General features: G+C 73.3%; 13 protein-coding genes. 11 read left to right on the top strand and 2 right to left on the bottom strand.

Features of this window, described 5'->3' with window-relative positions; all coding sequences use genetic code 11:
• The first annotated feature begins 48 nt into the window (after positions 1 to 48).
• The 9 genes from hrpA to RBR11_RS08165 all read left to right on the top strand — a co-directional run bounded on the left by hrpA (position 49) and on the right by RBR11_RS08165 (position 15,098).
• Positions 49 to 4,086: an ATP-dependent RNA helicase HrpA gene (hrpA, locus tag RBR11_RS08205; RefSeq protein WP_308488843.1), complete on the top strand. Its 4,038-nt coding sequence runs from the start codon at positions 49 to 51 to the stop codon at positions 4,084 to 4,086.
• A 161-nt stretch (positions 4,087 to 4,247) separates the two neighbouring features.
• Positions 4,248 to 5,195, top strand: a complete 948-nt coding sequence (locus tag RBR11_RS08200; RefSeq protein WP_308488842.1) for a quinone oxidoreductase family protein — start codon at positions 4,248 to 4,250, stop codon at positions 5,193 to 5,195.
• Positions 5,196 to 5,433: 238 nt separating this feature from the next.
• Positions 5,434 to 6,762, top strand: coding sequence for an O-acetylhomoserine aminocarboxypropyltransferase/cysteine synthase family protein (locus tag RBR11_RS08195; protein ID WP_308488841.1), 1,329 nt, complete (start codon positions 5,434 to 5,436; stop codon positions 6,760 to 6,762).
• Between the two features lie 256 nt (positions 6,763 to 7,018).
• Positions 7,019 to 7,837, top strand: coding sequence for a shikimate 5-dehydrogenase (locus RBR11_RS08190; RefSeq protein ID WP_308488840.1), 819 nt, complete (start codon positions 7,019 to 7,021; stop codon positions 7,835 to 7,837).
• 139 nt (positions 7,838 to 7,976) lie between these two features.
• A complete protein-coding gene (locus RBR11_RS08185) occupies positions 7,977 to 9,500 on the top strand; it encodes a Mur ligase family protein (RefSeq protein WP_308488839.1) in 1,524 nt (507 codons plus the stop codon).
• Positions 9,501 to 9,720: 220 nt separating this feature from the next.
• Positions 9,721 to 10,422 carry an RNA polymerase sigma factor gene (locus RBR11_RS08180; protein WP_308488838.1) on the top strand — a complete coding sequence of 234 codons (702 nt, stop codon included), beginning with the start codon at positions 9,721 to 9,723 and terminating at the stop codon, positions 10,420 to 10,422.
• On the top strand, positions 10,412 to 10,882 hold the full coding sequence (locus RBR11_RS08175) for a hypothetical protein (protein WP_308488837.1): 471 nt from the start codon (positions 10,412 to 10,414) through the stop codon (positions 10,880 to 10,882). Before RBR11_RS08180 ends, RBR11_RS08175 begins: the two co-directional genes overlap by 11 nt.
• 31 nt (positions 10,883 to 10,913) lie before the next feature.
• On the top strand, positions 10,914 to 12,587 hold the full coding sequence (locus RBR11_RS08170) for a S8 family serine peptidase (protein ID WP_308488836.1): 1,674 nt from the start codon (positions 10,914 to 10,916) through the stop codon (positions 12,585 to 12,587).
• A 42-nt stretch (positions 12,588 to 12,629) separates the two neighbouring features.
• Complete coding sequence (locus RBR11_RS08165) at positions 12,630 to 15,098, top strand: CHAT domain-containing protein (RefSeq protein WP_308488835.1); 2,469 nt, start codon at positions 12,630 to 12,632, stop codon at positions 15,096 to 15,098.
• Positions 15,099 to 15,380: 282 nt separating this feature from the next.
• Here RBR11_RS08165 and RBR11_RS08160 read toward each other — a convergent pair whose 3' ends face one another.
• The gene (locus tag RBR11_RS08160; protein WP_308488834.1) at positions 15,381 to 16,244 is read right to left on the bottom strand and encodes a sulfurtransferase; all 864 of its coding nucleotides are present in this window, start codon (positions 16,242 to 16,244) and stop codon (positions 15,381 to 15,383) included.
• 86 nt (positions 16,245 to 16,330) lie between these two features.
• Between RBR11_RS08160 and RBR11_RS08155 the strand changes: the two genes are divergently transcribed.
• Positions 16,331 to 17,326: a Gfo/Idh/MocA family protein gene (locus RBR11_RS08155; protein ID WP_308488833.1), complete on the top strand. Its 996-nt coding sequence runs from the start codon at positions 16,331 to 16,333 to the stop codon at positions 17,324 to 17,326.
• Between the two features lie 20 nt (positions 17,327 to 17,346).
• A complete protein-coding gene (locus RBR11_RS08150) occupies positions 17,347 to 18,282 on the top strand; it encodes an NYN domain-containing protein (RefSeq protein WP_308488832.1) in 936 nt (311 codons plus the stop codon).
• Positions 18,283 to 18,290: 8 nt separating this feature from the next.
• Here RBR11_RS08150 and RBR11_RS08145 read toward each other — a convergent pair whose 3' ends face one another.
• Positions 18,291 to 19,304, bottom strand: coding sequence for a sugar phosphate isomerase/epimerase family protein (locus tag RBR11_RS08145; protein WP_308488831.1), 1,014 nt, complete (start codon positions 19,302 to 19,304; stop codon positions 18,291 to 18,293).
• Position 19,305: the final 1 nt, after the last annotated feature.

The following is a 19,305-nucleotide window of genomic DNA, read 5'->3' as shown; positions in this document are numbered from 1 at the left end:
AACGACCCCGATGAGGTGGCTGCCTGCGGCGCGTTAGGCTGGAGGGCTATGTCTGCGCCCCTGATCTCCTATCCGCCGGAGCTGCCGGTCAGCGCGGCGCGCGAGGAGATCGCCGCCGCGATCCGCGACCACCAGGTCGTCGTCGTCGCGGGCGCCACCGGCTCCGGCAAGACCACCCAGCTGCCGAAGATCTGCCTCGAGCTGGGCCGGGAGCGGATCGCGCACACCCAGCCGCGGCGTCTGGCCGCGCGCACGATCGCCGAGCGCGTGGCCGAGGAGCTGCGGGTCCCCCTCGGCGGGCTCGTCGGGTACAAGGTCCGTTTCACCGACCAGGTCTCCGACGAGACCCGGATCGCGCTGATGACCGACGGGATCCTGCTCAACGAGATCCACCGCGACCGGCTGCTGCGCCGTTACGACACGATCATCATCGACGAGGCGCACGAGCGCTCGCTCAACGTCGACTTCCTGCTCGGCTACCTGCACCGGATCCTGCCCGAGCGGCCGGATCTGAAGGTGATCATCACCTCCGCGACCATCGATCCGGAGAGCTTCGCGAAGCACTTCGCGGATCGCGACGGCGAGCCCGCGCCCGTGATCGAGGTCTCGGGGCGGACGTATCCCGTCGAGATCCGGTACCGGCCGCTCGTGGATCCGGACGAAACTCAGTCGGTTGACGCCGATTCCGCCGCTCCGCACCCGAAGGCGGCGGATCGACTGAGTTCGGCCCGCGGATCCGCCGACCCCGAGGACGAGGTCTCCGCGATCGTCCGGGCGCTGCGCGAGCTCGACCGCGAGGAGCGCGGCGACGTGCTCGTGTTCCTCCCCGGCGAGGCCGAGATCCGCGACGCCGCCGACGCCGTGCGCGGCGCCTTCCGATCGCAGACCTCTCCCGTCGAGGTCCTTCCTCTGTACGGGCGGCTGTCCGCCGCGGAGCAGCACCGGGTGTTCGAGCCGTCCGCCGTCGCGGGGGTGCGGCGCCGGGTGATCCTCGCCACGAACGTCGCCGAGACCAGCCTCACCGTGCCCGGCATCAAGTACGTGATCGACACCGGCACGGCCCGCATCTCCCGGTACAGCAACCGCTCCAAGGTCCAGCAGCTGCCGATCGAGGCGGTGTCGCAGGCGTCCGCGAACCAGCGCTCCGGCCGCGCCGGCCGTACGAGCGCCGGCATCGCGATCCGGCTCTACGCCGAGGACGACTACGACAAGCGGCCCGAGTTCACCGAGCCCGAGATCCTGCGCACCTCGCTCGCCGCGGTCGTGCTGCAGATGCTCAGCCTGGGCTTCGGCGACATCGCCGAGTTCCCGTTCCTCACTCCCCCGGGCTCGCGGGACGTGAAGTCCGCGATCGATCTGCTCACCGAGCTCGGGGCGGTGCAGGCCGGCCGCACCGCGGCCGAGGCCCCGCGGCTCACCCGGATCGGCCGGGACATCTCGCGCATGCCGATCGACCCGCGCTTCGCCCGCATGCTCGTCGAGTCGGTCAAGGCCGGTGTGCCAGGGCCCGTGCTGGCGATCGTCGCCGGGCTGTCGATCCAGGACGTCCGCGAGCGTCCCTCCGCCGACGCGCCGCAGGGCGTGCGGGACGAGGCCGAGCGGATGCACGCCCGGTTCGCGGACCCGACGAGCGACTTCCTCTCGATCCTGAACCTCTGGATCCACCTGCGTGAGCAGCAGCGCGAGCTCGGCTCGAGCGCGTTCCGCCGGCTCTGCCGCGCCGAGCACCTGAACTACGTGCGGGTGCGCGAATGGTTCGACGTGCACCGCCAGCTGCGCACGCTGGTGAAGACGGGGAAGGCGGAGACCGAGACCGCCGCCGACCCCGCCGCCATCCACCGCGCCCTGCTCGCCGGGCTCCTCTCCCAGATCGGCGTGCTCGACGAGCGCAACGCGACCAAGGGCCCGCCGGCCAAGGGGAGGGATCCGAAGCGCAGGATCGCCGAGTACCGCGGAGCCCGCGGGATCCGGTTCTCCCTCTTCCCCGGATCCGCGCTGCGGAAGAAGACTCCTCAGGCGGTCATGGCCGCCGAGATCGTGGAGACCTCGCGCACCTTCGCACGCACGGCCGCGGCGATCGATCCGGCCTGGGCCGAGGCGCTCGCCGGCGACCTCGCGAAGCGCCAGGTGTCGGAGCCGCACTGGTCCAAGGAGGCCGGAGCGGCCGTCGCGTTCGAGAAGGTGACGCTCTTCGGCGTCGAGATCGTGCCGCGCCGGCGCGTGCAGTTCGCCCGGATCGACCGCCCGTCCGCACGAGAGCTGTTCCTGCGGCATGCGCTCGTCGAGGGCGAGTGGGATCCGTCCCGGATCGACAAGCGGGTGTCGGCGTTCTGGCGCAGCAACGCCGAGCTGCGCAAGCGCCTGGAGAAGCTGGAGGAGCGCGAGCGCCGCCGCGACATCCTCGTCGGCGACGAGGCCGTGTTCCGCTTCTACGACCAGCGGATCCCCGCCGACGTCTTCGACGTGCGGTCGTTCGAGGCATGGTGGCGCGACGCGCTCGCGAAGACGCCGAAGCTGCTCGTGATGCGCGAGGGCGACCTGCTCGACGACGCCGACCGCGCGGACCAGCAGGACTTCCCGACGCGGTGGGCCCAGGCCGACCAGGTGCTCGGCCTCGCCTACCGGTTCGAACCGGGCGCGGCCGACGACGGCGTGAGCGCGGTGATCCCGCTCGCGCTGCTGCAGCAGGTGCGCGACACGGGCTTCGACTGGCAGGTGCCGGGCCTGCGCGCCGAACTCGTCACGGCGCTGCTGCGCGCACTGCCGAAGGCGATCCGCCGGCACGTCGTGCCCGCCGCGGACTGGGCCGACAAATTCGGCGCCGAGCTCGCCGCGGACGGTCCGGAGGCGCACGGCGGCCTGCCGTCGCGGAGCCTGCGCGAGGCCCTCGCCCGGCTCATCCAGCCCCTCGCGAACCAGAAGGTGACGGAGGCGGACTTCGACATGGAGCGCGTCCCCGCGCACCTGCGGATGAACTTCCGCGCCGTCGACGAGCGCGGACGGGTCGTCGGATCCGGACGGGATCTCGGCGTGCTGCAGACGGAGCTGGCGGATCGGTCGCGGGCGAGCGTGGCGCGATCGATCGGTCGGGCGCCCGTGGGGTCGTTGAGCGAGGATGCGCGCAGCGCGACTGAGACGAAACGCCGGCGGCTCGCGGACATCCGCGTTTCGTCTCGGTCGGCTTCGCCGGCCTCGCTCAACGACCGACAGCCGACCGAGCGCGACGGCCTCACCACGTGGGATGTCGGCGACCTGCCCGAGGTGCTCGACACCCGGGTCGCCGGCGGCGTCGTGCGCGGCTATCCCGCCCTGGTGGATCAGGGCAAGACCGTCTCCTTGCGCGTCGAGGCGACGGCCGAGACCGCCCTCGCGGCGACCCGCGACGGCGTGCTCCGCCTCGTGCTGCTGGGGATCCCCTCCCCCGCCTCCTACGTGCAGGAGCACCTGACCAGCCCCGAGAAGCTGGCGCTCGCCGCCTCGCCGTATCCGACGGTCGCGGCGCTCATCGAGGACGCCCGGGCCGCCGTGGCGCGCGCGGCGATCGACCGGCTGACCGCGGGATCCGGCATCGTCCGCTCCGAGGCGGAGTTCGCGCGGGTTCGCGACGGCGTCTCCGCGGTCGTCGTGGACGAGCTGTTCGCGCTCGTGTCGCTGGTGTCGAAGGTCCTCGCGAAGTCGCGCGACGTGGAGCGGGCGATGAAGGGGCAGAACTCGCTCGCGCTGCTCGGCCCGCTGAACGACATCCGCGGCCAGCTCGCCGGCCTGCTGCCGGCCGGGTTCATCTCCCACGCCGGGGCGGACCGGCTCGCGCACTACCCGCGCTACCTCGAGGGGATCCTGGATCGCCTGCGCACGCTCGCGGACGCGCCCGGCAAGGACCGCACCCGGATGACCGAGTTCGAGCGGATGGCGCAGGCCTACGGCGACGCCGGCGGGACGATCCCCATCGACCGCGGCGCCCCGGCGAAGCTCGTCGAGGTGCGCTGGCTGCTCGAGGAGTACCGGGTCAGCCTGTTCGCGCAGCGCCTCGGCACCGCCCAGCCCGTCTCCCCGCAGCGCATCGTGAAGGCGCTCGCCGAGAAGTAGCGGCCGCTCCCGACCGTGTCCCACTTCTCGTCGGCGCGTGTCCCGTTCTCTGCTGCCGGATCGGCCATTCCGCAGCAGATAGTGGGACACGGTCCGGCGCCGCGCCCGGTCACCGCGCCCCGACGGCCTCGGGACCCCGCGCGCGCCCGTAGCCTGAGAGCATGGCTCAGGCGATCGTGCAGACCGAGATCGGCGGACCCGAGGTCCTCACCCTGGTGGAGGTGCCGGATCCGGTCCCCGGGCCGGACGAGGTCGTCGTGCGGATCGAGGCCGTCGGCGTCAACCCGATCGACGTGAAGCAGCGCAGCGGGAAACGCCCGCTGCCCCCGATCGTCGCCCCGCGGCACGTCGGCTTCGACGGCGCGGGCGTCGTCACGGCGCTCGGATCCGGCGTGCGGAGCGTCGCAGCGGGCGATCGCGTCGCGATCCGGGACACCCGCGGCACCTACGCGACCGCGCTCGCCGTGCCCGCCGCGCACCTCGCCGCACTGCCGGAGAACGTCTCCTCCGCGGAGGGCGCCGCGCTCGCGATCCCGGCCGGCACCGCGTACCAGTCGTTGCGCTCGCTCGGCGTGGGCGCGGGCGACCTGCTGCTCCTGCACGCCGGATCCGGCGCCGTCGGGCAGGCCGCGATCCAGTTCGCCGTCGCCTGGGGCGCCGCGGTCATCGCGACCGGCCGCCCCGCGACGCATGATCGGCTGCGCGCTCTCGGCGCGATCCCGGTCGCGTACGGCGAGGGCCTGGAGGAGCGGATCCGCACGGCCGCGGGCGGCAGGGAGATCACGGTCGCCCTCGACAACGCGGGCACCGATGAGGCGATCGCGGCGTCGCTCGCGCTCGTCGCCGACCGCGACCGGATCGCCACGATCGTGCGCGGCCCGGATGCCGCGGCCCTCGGCATCCGCGCGTTCAGCGGCGGCAACCCGGTCCCGCTCACCCCGCAGGAGCTGGCCTGGCGCGCGGAGGCCCTTCCGGCCACCATCGCGCTCATCGCCGAGGGGCGCTTCTCCGTCGAGTTCGGCCCCGAGCTGCCGCTCGCCGAGGCCGCCGAGGCGCACCGCCTGATCGAGGCGCACGCGACGCGCGGCAAGATCATCCTGCGCCCCTGACCGGCTCCCCCGCCGGATCCGCACACGCCCGCTGCGAACCCTGCCGGAAAACGGAGAGGGACGGGTCCCGCCGCGGCGTGTCGACGGCGCGCCCGGTCCCGACACGCCGTGCGCCGCGTCCCGCCTCTCCGTTTTCCGATGTGCGGACGGCTTTCCGATGTGCGGACGGATCCCGCAGCCGCCGCAACAGTGGGAAACATGCGCACGCATCGACGGGTCCGGACCGGAAGATTGACCCGTGACCGATGCCGCTACCCTGATCGCCGCCGCCGACACCCGTTTCGCCACGAAGCAGGTGCAGGCGTCGTATGTCGCCGGGCGGCCGCAGAACACCGCGGTCCCGCCGATCTACCAGTCCGCGGCCTACGAGTTCGCGAACCTCGCCGAGGCCCGCGATCTGTTCGCGCTGCGCAAGGCCGGCAACATCTACAGCCGCAACGCGAGCCCGACCCAGCAGCTGCTCGAGGAGCGGGTCGCGCAGCTCGAGGGCGGCGTCTCCGCGGTCGCCGTCGCGAGCGGCCAGGCCGCGGTCGCGGTCACGATCCTCGCCCTCGCCGGACGCGGCGGGCACGTCGTCGCCGCCGACCGCCTCTACGGCGGCACGGTCGACCTGCTCCAGGACACCCTCGACGACTTCGGCATCACCGTCACCTTCGTCGACCAGGACGACCCCGAGGCCTGGCGTGCGGCGGCCACCGACCGCACCCGCCTGTTCTTCGCGGAGTCGGTCGCGAACCCGGTGGCGCAGGTGCTCGACGTGCGCACGGTCGCCGACATCGCGCACGCGGCCGGGGTTCCGCTCGTGATCGACAGCACCGTGACGACCCCGTACCTGCAGCGCCCCGGCGAGCACGGCGCCGACTTCGTCGTGCACTCGGCGACCAAGTACCTCAGCGGCCACGGCGGCTCCCTCGGCGGCGTCGTCGTCGACCTCGGATCCTTCGACTTCGGCGCCGACCCGGAGCGCTGGCCGCAGTTCACGAAGCAGGCCGACCGCTTCGGCCCGCAGCCGCTCTGGGAGCGGTTCGGGCAGGGCTTCGCCTTCGCGACCCTGGTCAAGGCGAAGTACGTGCACGACCTCGGCCCCTCGCTCTCGCCGTTCAACGCGCACCAGATCCTGCAGGGCATCGAAACGCTCGACCTGCGCGTGTCGCGGCAGAGCGCCTCCGCGCAGAAGGTCGCCGAGGCCCTCGTCGCGCACCCCGCCGTCGCCGCCGTGCACCACCCCGGCCTCGCCGGCAACCCGTGGCACGATCTCGCCGAGCGCTACCTGCCGCTGGGGATCCCCGCCGTGTTCTCGATCGACCTCGTCTCGACGGGCGACGAGGCGCAGGATCAGGATCGCGTCGAGCGCTTCGTCGACGGACTGAACGTCGTGCGCCTGGTCGCCAACATCGGCGACGCCCGGTCGCTCGTCGCGCACCCCGCCTCGATGACCCATTCGCACCTGAACGCGGAGCAGCGCGCCGCCGCCGGCATCGGCGCGACGACGGTGCGCCTCTCGATCGGCATCGAGGACCCGGCGGACATCCTCGCCGACCTGGAGCAGTCGCTCAGCGCGATCTGAGCGGCGCGCCCTCTCCCTCTCGGGTCCGTCGAGCAGCCCCTTCTCCCGGGGTCGTCGAGCAGCCCCTTCTCCCGGGTCCGTCGAGCAGCCCCTTCTCCCGGGGTCGTCGAGCAGCCCCTTCTCCCGGGGTCGTTGAGCGAGCACCGACGCAGTCGGAGCGAGACGAAACGCAGCGATGCCGCGGTCGCGTTTCGTCTCGGTCGCTGCGCGCCCTCGCTCACCGACCCCGGGGACGGGGCATCGGTACGCTGAACCTGTGCCGATCCTGAACAAAGACATGACGCTGTGCATCTCGCTGTCCGCTCGCCCGAGCAACAACGGCACGCGGTTCCACAACCACCTCTATGAGGCGCTCGGTCTGAACTGGATCTACAAGGCGTTCGCCCCCACCGACCTCGCCCAGGCGATCGCCGGGGTGCGCGGGCTCGGGATCCGCGGCTGCGCGATCTCGATGCCCTACAAGGAGGACGTCATCGCGCTCGTGGACCGGATGGATCCGTCCGCGACGGCGATCGACTCCGTGAACACGATCGTCAACGACGAGGGCGTGCTCACGGCGTACAACACCGACTACTCCGCGATCGCGCAGCTCATCGCCCGCAACGCACTCGACCCCGCGTCGTCCGTGCTGCTGCGCGGATCCGGCGGCATGGCGAAGGCGACCGCGGCGGCGTTCCGCGACGCGGGCTTCGCGGATGTCACGATCGTCGCCCGCAACGAGGCGGCGGGCCGCGGCCTCGCCGACCTGTACGGGTTCGCCTGGGCCGCGGACGTCGCCGACCGCACGGCGGACATCATCGTCAACGTCACCCCGATCGGCATGGCCGGGGGCGCCGAGGCCGAAGCGCTGTCCTTCCCCGAGGCGGCGATCGACGCCGCCACCGCGGTCTTCGACGTCGTGGCGCTCCCCTCCGAGACCCCGCTCGTGAAGGCCGGGCTCGCCGCCGGCAAGACCGTCATCAACGGCGCCTCGGTCGCCACGCTGCAGGCGCTCGAGCAGTTCGTGCTGTACACCGGCGTGCGCCCGAGCGACGAGCAGGTCCGCGCCGCCGAGGAGTTCATGCGGGCGCAGTAGTCGCGCTCGCCCACCGACCGTGTCCCACTTTCGGTTGCGGATCGGCCCCGGAAGCAGCCGAAATCGGGACATGGACCAACCAGAAGTGGGACACGGGTCGGATCCTCCCGGAGAGACCGCCCGGTAGACTCGGACGGTCATGCCCTCCGCCTCGCAGTACCCCGCCCCGCGCCTGGATTCGCGCCCCGCCGAGACCTTCACCGCGACGCTCGGCGACCTCGCCGCGCGTCTGGAGGTCGCCGCCCCCGCCGCGACCGGCACCGTGTTCACGGGCGTCGCGCTCGCCACGGACCACGTGCGCGCGGGCGACCTGTTCCTCGGGATCAAGGGCGCGCATGCGCACGGCGCCCGGTTCGCCGCGAAGGCCGTCGAGGCCGGCGCGACGGCGGTGCTCACCGACGCGGACGGCGCCGCACTCGTCCCGGACGGCGTGCCCACGCTCGTCGTCGACGATCCGCGCCTCGCCGCCGGGCCCGCATCGGCGTTCCTCTACCGCGACCCGGTGGCGTCGATGACGAGCATCGGCATCACCGGCACGCAGGGCAAGACGACGACCGCGTTCTACGTCGCGGCCGCGGCCGGCATGGCGGCCTCCGGCACGATCGGATCCATCGGCACCACCGTCGGCGACGACTTCTTCCCGCCCGTGCTGACCACCCCGGAGGCCCCCGAACTGCAGGCCCTGTTCGCGGTCATGCGCGAGCAGGGGATCGGCACGGTGGCGGTCGAGGCGTCCAGTCACGCGCTCGTGCTCGGCCGGGTCGACGGCTTCGCGTTCGACGCGGGCGTCTTCCTGAACCTCGGTCACGACCACCGCGATTACCACCCCACCCAGGCCGACTACTTCGCCGCGAAGGCGTTGCTGCTCACGCCCCCGCACGCGAAGGTCGGCATCGTCGACATCGACTCGCACTGGGGCCGGGTGCTCGCGGAGCAGGCGACCGTACCGGTGCGAACGACGTCGGCGAGCGGATCCGAGGCCGCCGACTGGCGTGCCGAGGACGTCACGCTGCGCGCGCACGGATCCGAGTTCACGATCCGCTCCCCCCGCGGCGAGCGCGTGCGGTTCTCCACGCAGCTCACCGGCGCGTTCAACGTGAACAACATCCTCGCCGCGGTCGCGGCCCTCGCCGAGTCCGGCCGCGAGCTCGCCGACCTCGCCCCGGGCATCGCCGCGCTGCCCAGCGTCGAGGGCCGGCTGCAGCGCTTCGACTTCGGCCAGTCGTTCACCGCGATCGTCGACTCCGCGCACAAGCCCGAGGCGATCAACGCCGCCCTGCGCGCGATCCGCACCACCACGCCCGAGGGGCGCCTCATCGCGGTGCTCGGCGCGAACGGCAACCGCGACGTGGCCAAGCGCCGCATGATGGGCCGGTTCGCGGCGATGTTCGCCGACGTGCTCATCATCACCGACGACAACCCGTACGACGACGATCCGGCCGAGATCCGCGCCTCCCTCATCGACGGTGCGCGCTCGTCCGTGGTGGAGATCACCGAGATCGCGGACCGCCGCGAGGCGATGGCCGCCGCGGTCCGGCTGGCCCGCCCGGAGGACACCGTGGTGATCCTCGGCAAGGGCCACGAGCGCTACCACGCCCTCGCGGGCGGGGAGATCGGATGGTACGACCCCGACGTGCTCCGAGAGGTCATCGAAGCGCTCTGACGGATCGCCCCCGCGTGGCGCAGGCGAACGACGCGCGGAATCAGGCGAACACGCCGCAACAGGCGACGACACGAGGAATCCGCCTGTGCTCGCGCGTCCGCCTGCACGGCCTGACCAGAGACGCGGATCGCGCCATCGCGGGTGCCACCAGATCCGCGCCCGGATCTTGTATCACGCGGCCTCTATCGCGCTCCTCCCCGTTGTGGAGACAATGGGCGCCATGACGGCCACCGACGACCGTGCGCAGCCGCATGAGCGGCGCGACCGGATGCTCGACGCCGCCCCGGCACAGGGCTGGGCGGCGTCCGCGGACCCGGTCGTGACGCGCGCAGCGACGGAGCCGGACCCGCCCCGCTGGGAGCGGGCGGCGGCGCTGTTCCTGCGCTGGCGGGACGGGGAGCCCCGGGCGATGGACGAGCTCGTGCGCCTGATGACGCCGGTGCTGTGGCACGTCGCCCGCGCCTACGGGCTCGACCGCGCGCTGGCCGAGGACGTGGTGCAGTCGACGTGGATGACGCTGATGCGCCGGCACGCCTCGATCGCCGAGCCGCTCGCGATCTCGGGGTGGCTCACGACGTGCGCCCGGCGGGAGGCCTGGCGCGTGGGCCGGCTGCAGCGACGGGCGGATCCGACGGAGACCGAGTCCCTCGAATCGCATCTGCCCGCGGGCGAGTCCGCGGAGCGGCAGGCGCAGCGCGGCACCGAGGCCTGGCTGCTCTGGCAGGCGGTGGGCGAGCTGAACGTCCGCTGCCAGCGGCTCCTGCGCATCGTCGCGTTCGAGGAACGGCCCGACTACGCGCGTATCGCGCAGGACCTGGCGATGCCGATCGGCTCGATCGGGCCGACCCGGCAGCGCTGCCTGGGCAAGCTCCGCGCGCTTCTGGAGAAGGACGGATGGGAGGTGGACGACGATGACCGTTGAGGACTCCACGGCCGATGCGGTGCTCTTCGCACGGCTGCGCACGGCCTGGCAGGAGCACGACCCCGTGCCGTCCGGACTCGCCGACCGCATGGTCGCGGCCGTCGCCGCGGAGGATCTCGGCCGCGAGTACGCGCTGCTCACGCTCGTCGAGCAGGAGGGCCTGGCGGCCGTGCGCGGCGAGGCCGACACGGCGACGCTGCAGTTCAGCGACGGGCGGACCGGGGTCGTGGTGCACGTGACGGCGACGGAATCGGATCAGCGCCGGATCGACGGCTGGGTCGACGGGACGGCCCTCGCGATCCGCCTCGCTCAGGGCGACAGGGAATGGGCCGCCGAGATCACCGGCCCGGGACGGTTCGCGTTCGACGCGGTGCCGGCGGGCCTGTCCGCCCTGCGGCTGATCATCCGCGGCGCGGACGGGGAGCCGACGGAGTTCCGCACCCCGCAGTTCGAAGTGTGACACAGGACGACGGATCGATCGGGAGGCCGGTATGGCACGGGATGGCGACGAGGGACAGGACGGAAGAGACGAACGGCCGCCTCGCCCCCGCCTGACCTGGCAGGAGCGGGAGCGGGCGACCCGGAGGCGCGGGATCGTCCTCGACACCTCCCTGCAGCCGCCCGGCGGTGAGGCGCACGCCACGGTCTACGAGCAGGACGTGCTGCTCGCCCACTTCGACCCCTCGGGTCCCAAGAACGCCCGTGCCGACGCGGTCCGGCGGCTGGAGGCGCTGGCCCGCGGCCTCGGCTGGACCGTCGCCCTCGAGCCGCTCGAGGACGACGGACCGGAGCCCGTGCGCGCCCGCCCTCCGCGCAACCGGTCCGAGGCCCGCCGGGCACCGGGTTCCGGGCGCGTGCGGCGCAACCCGGGCGTCGCGCGTTCGATGCGGATCCGGATCGCAGTCGCCGAGGAGGCCGCGCGCGACGAGCCCACCCGGCGCCCCGACGCCTGGCGCCTGCTCGTGGCGGCGCGCGGCGGCGGCATCACCGGCTTCTCCCTCAACCACGTGCTCGGCGTCCACCCGTTCACGGGGAACCCGTTCACGGGGAATCCGTTCACCGGGAACCCCTTCACGGGCAACCCCTTCACCGGCAATCCGGCGGGCATCGCCAGCTATGCCGTCCCCGGCTTCGGCGGGCGCCAGCCCGTCGCCTACACGGGCCCGGCGCCGGAGCGCGCTCCGCTCGCCGAGGGGGCGCGCCGGCCGGTCGTCGCGATCCTGGACACCGGATGCGGGGCGCATCCGTGGTTCGAGAACCTTCCCGGCGCGGCCCCGGCCGCCGATCCGGTGCTGCTCGTGCAGACCGGGCCGCACGGCGAACCGCTCGGGCTGAGCGACCCGGCGACCGATCCCGAGGCGCATCCGTCACTGGGCGGTCCGCTCGACGGGAACATCGATCCGGTCGCCGGCCACGGCACCTTCATCGCCGGCCTCGTGCGGCAGGCCTGCCCCGAGGCGCAGATCCTGCCGATCCGGGTGTCGGACGGATCGGGCGTCATCCTGGAGAGCGACCTGCTCGGCGCCCTCGGCCGCGTCGTCGCCCTCCTGGAGAAGGAAGCACTGCACCTCGACGTGATGAACCTGTCGTTCGGGTTCTACCACGAGTCCCCCGGCGCGGCGGCGACCGAGACCGAACTGTACGACCTGCTGCGACGGGTGCGTGCGTGCGGCTGCGTGGTCGTCTGCTCCGCGGGGAACGACGCGACGGAGCGGCCCGCCGCCCCCGCCGCACTCTACGACTGGGGCCCGGACTCGGGCATCGCCCCTGGCAGCGAGGCCGGGCTGGCGCCGCAGATCGTCGTCGGCGCCCTGAACCCGTCGGGCCGGTCGGTGGCGCTGTTCTCGAACATCGGCGAATGGGTGCAGACGTACGTGATCGGGGTCTCCGTGCTGTCGACGCTGCCCGTCTCGTTCGACGGCGGCGTGCAGGCCGGCATGCGCGACGACGCGGACGACCGGCGCCGCGAGACGCTCGACCCGGACGACTTCGCCGGCGGGTTCGCGGTGTGGAGCGGCACGTCCTTCGCGGCCCCGGTCGTGGCGGGACGGATCGCGCACGCGCTCGGCTCCGCAGGCCCGTCCGTCCGCGGCCCCGAGGGCGTCCCGGACGCGGTTCAGGGCGTGCTCGACCGGTGCGCGCACGAGGACGGATCGCACATCTAGGAAGCACCCCCGCGGCCGGTGCGGACGCGTCATGCTATGAGGGTGACGCTTTCGGCGGAGGAGCTGTACCGGCGCGGCCGCGCGCAGCTGAACGCCGGGCGCAACGCCGCCGCCCGACGTGAGCTGCTGCGCGCCCGCGCGCGCACGGAGGACCCCAATCTCCTCGCCCGGATCGCGGGCTCGTTGGCCGCGATCACGATCCGCCAGGGCGAGCGAGCCTCCGCCGAGGCGGTCTGCCTCGAGGCGCTGCGCCTGCCGGGTCTGTCCGAGGCGACCGCGGCGATGCTCTACGGGCAGCTCGGCCTCGTCGCGCTCGAGCGCGGAGACCTGCCGCAGGCCGTCCTGCTGCTGGACCGCGGCATCGCGGGGATCGGCGAGGAGGTGGAGCACCGCGGCCCGATGCTGCTCAATCGCAGCGTCGCGCACATGCAGGCCGGGCGGCTCGGGCCGGCGATCGCCGACCTGGACCGGGCGGTGCCCGACTACGCCGCCACGGGCGACGACATCTCCCGGGCGATGGCCGTGCACAACCGGGGCTATGCCGCGCTGCTCGCCGGCGAGCTCGTGCCCGCGCTCGAGAAGATGGGCGAGGCCTACGCCGTGCTGAGCGCGGAGTCGGCCGTGAACGCCGCGATCTGCGACCGCGACCGCGCCGAGGTGCTCCGCGACGCGGGTCTCACCCGCGACGCCGAGCGCACCCTGGAGCGGGTGATCCGGGTGTTCGGCGCGCACCGGATGCGACAGGCGCGGGCCGAGGCCGAATTCCATCTCGCCCGCTCCCTGCTCGGCCACGAGCCCGAACGCGCGGCCGTCATCTCCGCCGCGGCCGCACGACGGTTCCGCGCGGTCGGCAGCGAGTCCTGGGCGGTGCGGGCCGAGGCGGTCCGGCTGCGGGCCCTGCTCACGGTCGAGGCGGACGGGCGGACCACCGACCAGCGCGCCCCGGGCGACGCCGCCGTCGACCGGGTCGAGGCGCAGCTGCGGCAGCACCGGCTCCGCGCCGAGGCCGCGTCGCTCCGGCTGACCTGGCAGCGCCACCATGCGCAGACCGGCGTCGCCGTGCCCGGCCCGCGCGCCCGGATCCAGGTGCCTCCCGGCGCCCCGCTGCAGGTGCGGCTGCTCGCGCAGGAGGTGCGCGCGGCCCGGGCCGCCGCCGCGGGCGACGATGCGGGCGCGCGGCGGATCGCTGCCGCCGGGCTCGACGAACTCGCCGCCTGGCAGGCCGCGTTCGGCAGCCTCGACCTCGCCACCGCCCTCGTCATGCACGGCACGGGGCTCCTCTACGCCGGACTCGAGGCGGCGGTCCGCTCGCGTCGGCCCGGCATCGTGTTCGAGTGGTCGGAGCGCGCCCGGCACCTCAGCCAGCAGACCGTGCCGCTGCGGCCGCCGCCCGACGAGGGGCTCGCCGCCGATCTCGCCGAGCTGCGGATGCTGCGCTCCGAGGCGGTGTCCGGCGACTGGCTCGCGCTCCCGCGCGCCGCCGAGCTCAGCGAGCGCGTCCGGCAGCGGGAATGGTCGTCGATGGGCCGCGCCGGCGGCCGGGAGCGCATCGCGCTCGCGGAGCTCCAGGCCGCGCTCGACGCCGACTCCGCGTTCGTGGCCTATGCCTACCAGCGGGACGGCCTGGTCGCGGTCGCCGTGACGGCCGACGGCGCCCGGGTCGTCGACATCCCCCGCTGGCCGGAGACGCACCGCGCCATGGCCGGCCTGCGCGCCGACCTGGACGTCGCCGCCACGGTCCGCGCAGGTCCGATGGCCGAGGTCGTGCGGCGGGCCCTGGACGAGCGGCTGGCGCTGCTGTCGGAGACCCTGCTGGCGCCCGTGCTCCCGGTCATCGGGGACCGGCGGCTGGCGCTGGCCGCGGCGGCGATCCTGAACGGGGTGCCCTGGGGGATGCTGCCGGCGATGCGGGGGCGCGTGTTCACCCTCACCGACTCGGCGACGCAGTGGCTGCGCTCCCGCGATCCCGCCCCCTTCCGCGGCGCGGGCTTCGCGATCGGCCCGCGGGTCGCCCGCGGGTCCGAGGAGGTCGCCCGCGCGGCGGGGATGTGGCCCGCGGCGCGGGTGCTCGGCGACGACGCGGCGACGGTCGGTGCGGCGACGGAGCTGTCGGCGCAGGTGAGCGTGCTGCACATCGCCGCGCACGGACGTCACGCCGACGGCAACCCGATGTTCTCCGGTCTCGAGCTCGCGGACGGCGCGCTGTTCGGCTACGACATCGACCGGATGGCGCGGGTCCCCGAAACGGTCGTGCTCTCGGCCTGCGAGGTCGGCCGCTCCTCGGTGCGCTGGGGGTGGGAGGCGATCGGGATGACCCGGGTGTGGCTGCACGCGGGCGCCAGGGCTGTCATCGCCACGCCCGTGATCGTCGCCGACGACGACGCCTGCGAACTGCTCGGGGCGGTGCACGCCGGGCTCGCCGCGGGGCTCGCGCCGGCGCACGCGCTCGCCCAGGCGTCCGAGCACACGGGCGTGCTCTCACCGTTCCAGACGCACGGGAGCGGATTCTGAGATCCGTGTATCACCGACCGGCCACCGTGCTCTAGTTCTCCAGATCGGTGCGGTGTGGCCGGTGCGAGAGCACCGGCCACGGGGGGGCCGCATACTGGGGACGTGCGGAGACGCGATACCGCACCACGATCCGAAGAGGGGGTGCCGTCGGGCGGCACCCCCTCTTGTTTCCGGATCCGTTCAGGCCGGCACGCGGGCCGGTACGTTCTGCTCGAGGTCGACGCAGCCACTCGGCGCAGAGCGCGGGTGCGGCATGCCGCGGTCGGCCGCGGACACCGGCGACTACTCGTCGAGCGGATCCTCTTCGGCCGGCACCGCGCCGACCTCGATCGGGCGACCAGGGGTGTTCGACCACGCGCTCCAGGATCCGGGGTACACGGTCACCTCGCGGCCGATGAGCGCCCCCGCGAGGGCGAGCTGCGCAGCCGTCACGCCGGATCCGCAATACGCCGCGATCGGGACCTCCTCGGCCGCGCCGACGACCTCGAACGCGGACAGGATCTCTTCGGGGCTGCGGAAACGGCCGTCGTCGGTGAGCAGGTCGGCGATCGGCAGGTTGCGCGCGCCCGGGATGTGCCCGGCGACCGGATCGATCGGCTCGGTCTCGCCACGGAACCGCTCGGGTGCGCGGGCGTCCAGCAGCACCCCGCCCCAGCCGGCGACCTGCTCCGTGCTCAGCACGTCGGTGGCCCCGGGCCGGCCGAGCACGACGTCCCCGCGCGGCGGGGTGACCTCGCCCTCCTCGGTCGCCGCGCCGATCGCGCGCCAGGCTCCGAGTCCGCCGTCGAGCACCCGCACGTCGGCGATCCCGGCCCGGCTCAGCGCCCACCAGGCTCGGGATGCCGGCAGCGAGCGGGAGTCGTCGTAGACCACGACCGTCTGCCCCTGCCCGATCCCCCACCGGCGCGCGGCCTCCTCGAGTGCCGCGTCGGAGGGCAGCGGGTGCCGGCCGTCCGAGGGCTCGCCGTGCCCCGCGAGGTCGGCCTCGAGATCGGCGAACACCGCGCCGGGGATGTGCCCGGCGAGGTAGTCCTCGTGCCCGTCGGTGAAGCCGAGTCGATAGCGCACGTCGAGGATCCGGATGCCGGCCCCGCCGGCGAGCAGGGCGCGGAGATCGTCGGCGGTGATGAGCACGGAAGCGGTCATGGACCCATCATGCCAACCCCGTGCTCGGGAGCCGTCGTCGCCATCGAGGAGACCGCCGCGGAATCGGATACCCGTACGCTGGAGCCATGACCGGACTTCGTTGGGGCATCCTCGCCACGGGCGGCATCGCCGCCGCCTTCGCCGCCGACCTGCGCACCGCGGGTCTCGACCTCGCCGCCGTCGGATCCCGGTCGCAGGAGTCCGCCGACGCGTTCGCCGCGCGCTTCGACATCGCACGCGCGCACGGATCCTACGACGCGCTCGTGGCGGATCCCGGGATCGACATCGTGTACGTCGCCACACCGCATCCGATGCACCGCGACGACGCCCGCCTGGCGCTGGAGCACGGCAAGCACGTGCTCGTCGAGAAGGCGTTCACTCTCAATCGAGCCGAGGCGCAGGAGCTCGCCGACCTCGGCCGGGACAAGGGCCTCCTGGTAATGGAGGCGATGTGGACCCGTTACCTGCCGCACATGGTCCGCCTGCGGGAGATCATCGCCGCAGGAACGCTCGGCGAGATCCGCGCGGTCTCCGCGGATCACACCCAGTCCCTGCCCACCGACCCGGCGCACCGCCTGAACGCGCTCGAACTCGGCGGCGGGGCACTGCTCGACCTCGGCATCTACCCGATCTCGTTCGTGTGGGACGTGCTCGGCGCGCCGACGACGGTGCAGGCGACCGCTCGTCTCGCCGAGACCGGGGCCGACGCCGAGGTCGCCACGATCATGACGCACGCCGGCGGCGCGGTGTCCACGACACTGTCGTCCTCGCGCGCGGCCGGACCGAACACGGCCGTGGTGCTCGGCACGAAGGCTCGGATCGAGATCGAGCGGTGGTGGTGGTCGCCGTCGGTCCTCCGCGTGATCGACCCGGACGGCACAGTCCTCGAGGAGTTCGACGGGCGGATCCGGCCTGGCGACGCCCGCGGGATGCAGCATGAGGCCCTCGCGGCCGAGCGCCTCGTGCGCGACGGCCTGCGCGACAGCGACCTGCTCCCCGTCGCCGAGAGCGTCGCGATCCTGGGGCTGCTGGACGAGATCCGGGCGCAGATCGGCGTGCGCTACCCGAACGAGACCGCCTGACCCACCACGAAGGGCACGACATGGCAGAGCCGCAGGACACCCGCGTCGCCGTCTACCTCGACTTCGACAACATCGTCATCTCCTGGTACGACCGCGTGCACGGGCGCAACGCCTACAGCAAGGACCGGCAGCGGATCCAGGAGGGCACGGCCGACGCGGAGGTCGTCGAGCGCCTGAACCGGGCGATGATCGACATCGGCGCGATCATCGACTACGCGTCGTCGTTCGGCACGCTCGTGCTGACCCGCGCCTACGCGGACTGGTCGTCGCACGTGAATGCCGAGTACCGCTCGCAGCTCGTCGCCCGGGCCGTCGACCTCGTGCAGCTGTTCCCCGCCGCGGCCTACGCGAAGAACGGCGCAGACATCCGCCTCGCGGTCGATGCCGTGGAGGACATGTTCCGCCTCCCCGACCTCACCCACGTGGTGATCGTGGCGGGCGACAGCGACTACGTGCCGCTCGCGCAGCGCTGCAAGCGGCTCGGCCGCTACGTCGTCGGGATCGGCGTCGCCGGATCCACGGCGAAGGCGCTCGCCGCCGCGTGCGACGAGTTCGAGGCCTACGACTCCCTGCCCGGCGTGGCCCGGCCGCAGCCGGCGCAGACGCAGGAGCCGAAGAAGACCGCGAAGCAGGCGCCGCGCAAGCAGGCCAAGCCCGCGACGACCGAGACGGTGGCGGCCGAGCCCCCCGCCGAGAAGGACGAGGCGCGCGCGACCGAGCAGGATCAGGCCACCGCGACCCTGGAGCGCGCGCTGCGCCTCGGCCGCGACAAGGGCGACGCCGACGAGTGGCTGCACAGCTCGGCCGTAAAGACGCAGATGCGCCGGATGGATCCGTCGTTCAGCGAGAAGGCCCTCGGCTACCGATCCTTCAACGATTTCCTCAAGTCCCGCAGCGACATCGCGGAGCTCGAGGAGACCGGCCACGAGCGCCTGGTCCGCCTCCGCGACGACTGAGCCGGCGGCTATTGATTGCTGAAGGCGGCGTCGAACGAGGCTGTCGGCTTCGGCCACAGCAGGGACCGCACGAAGCCGACCGCTTCGGCGGCGCCGTGCAGGCGGTCCATGCCGGCGTCCTCCCACTCGATCGAGATCGGGCCGTCGTAGCCGACCGCTTCCAGGGCACGGAACGAGTCCTCCCACGGCACGTCGCCGTGGCCCGTCGAGACGAAGTCCCAGCCGCGCCGTGGGTCGCCCCAGGGCAGGTGCGAGCCGAGCACGCCCGCGCGGCCGTTCTGCGGGCGCATCCGGGTGTCCTTGCAGTCCACGTGGTAGATCCGGTCCTGGAAGTCCCAGATGAAACCGACCGGATCGATGTTCTGCCACATCATGTGCGACGGATCCCAGTTGAAGCCGAACGCCTCGCGGTGCCCGATGGCCTCGAGGGCGCGACGCGAGCTCCAGTAGTCGTATGCGATCTCTGAAGGATGCACCTCGTGCGCGAACCGCACGCCCTCTGCGTCGAACACGTCCAGGATCGGGTTCCAGCGGGTGGCGAAGTCCTCGAAGCCCGCGGCGATCACGTCCTCCCCGACCGGCGGGAACATCGCCACGTACGGCCAGATCGAAGACCCGGTGAAGCCGACGACCGTGTCGACACCGAGCTTGCGGGCCACGCGCGCCGCGCGCTTCATGTCCTCCGCGGCACGCTGCCGCACCCCCTCCTCGTCGCCGTCGCCCCACACGTAGTTGCGCAGGATCGCACGATGACGGAAGTCGATCGGAGCGTCGCACACCGCCTGGCCGGCGAGGTGGTTCGAGATCGCGAAGACGTCGAGCCCGTGCCGTTCCAGGATCTCGCGCCGCGACGCGAGGTAGGCGTCGTCCTCGTCGGCGCGCTGCAGGTCGAGATGGTCGCCGCTCGCGGCGATCTCGAGCCCGTCGTAGCCCCAGGACGCTGCGAGCCGGGCGACCTCCTCGAAGGGCAGGTCGGCCCACTGTCCGGTGAACAGGGTGACCGGATGCGTGCTCTGGCTCATC

This window comes from Microbacterium capsulatum (genome assembly GCF_030865425.1).
In the GTDB taxonomy this organism is placed as follows: Bacteria; Actinomycetota; Actinomycetes; order Actinomycetales; family Microbacteriaceae; genus Microbacterium; species Microbacterium capsulatum.
The sequence above is the reverse complement of the archived record's forward strand: the minus strand, read 5'-3'. Positions and strand labels throughout refer to the sequence as shown.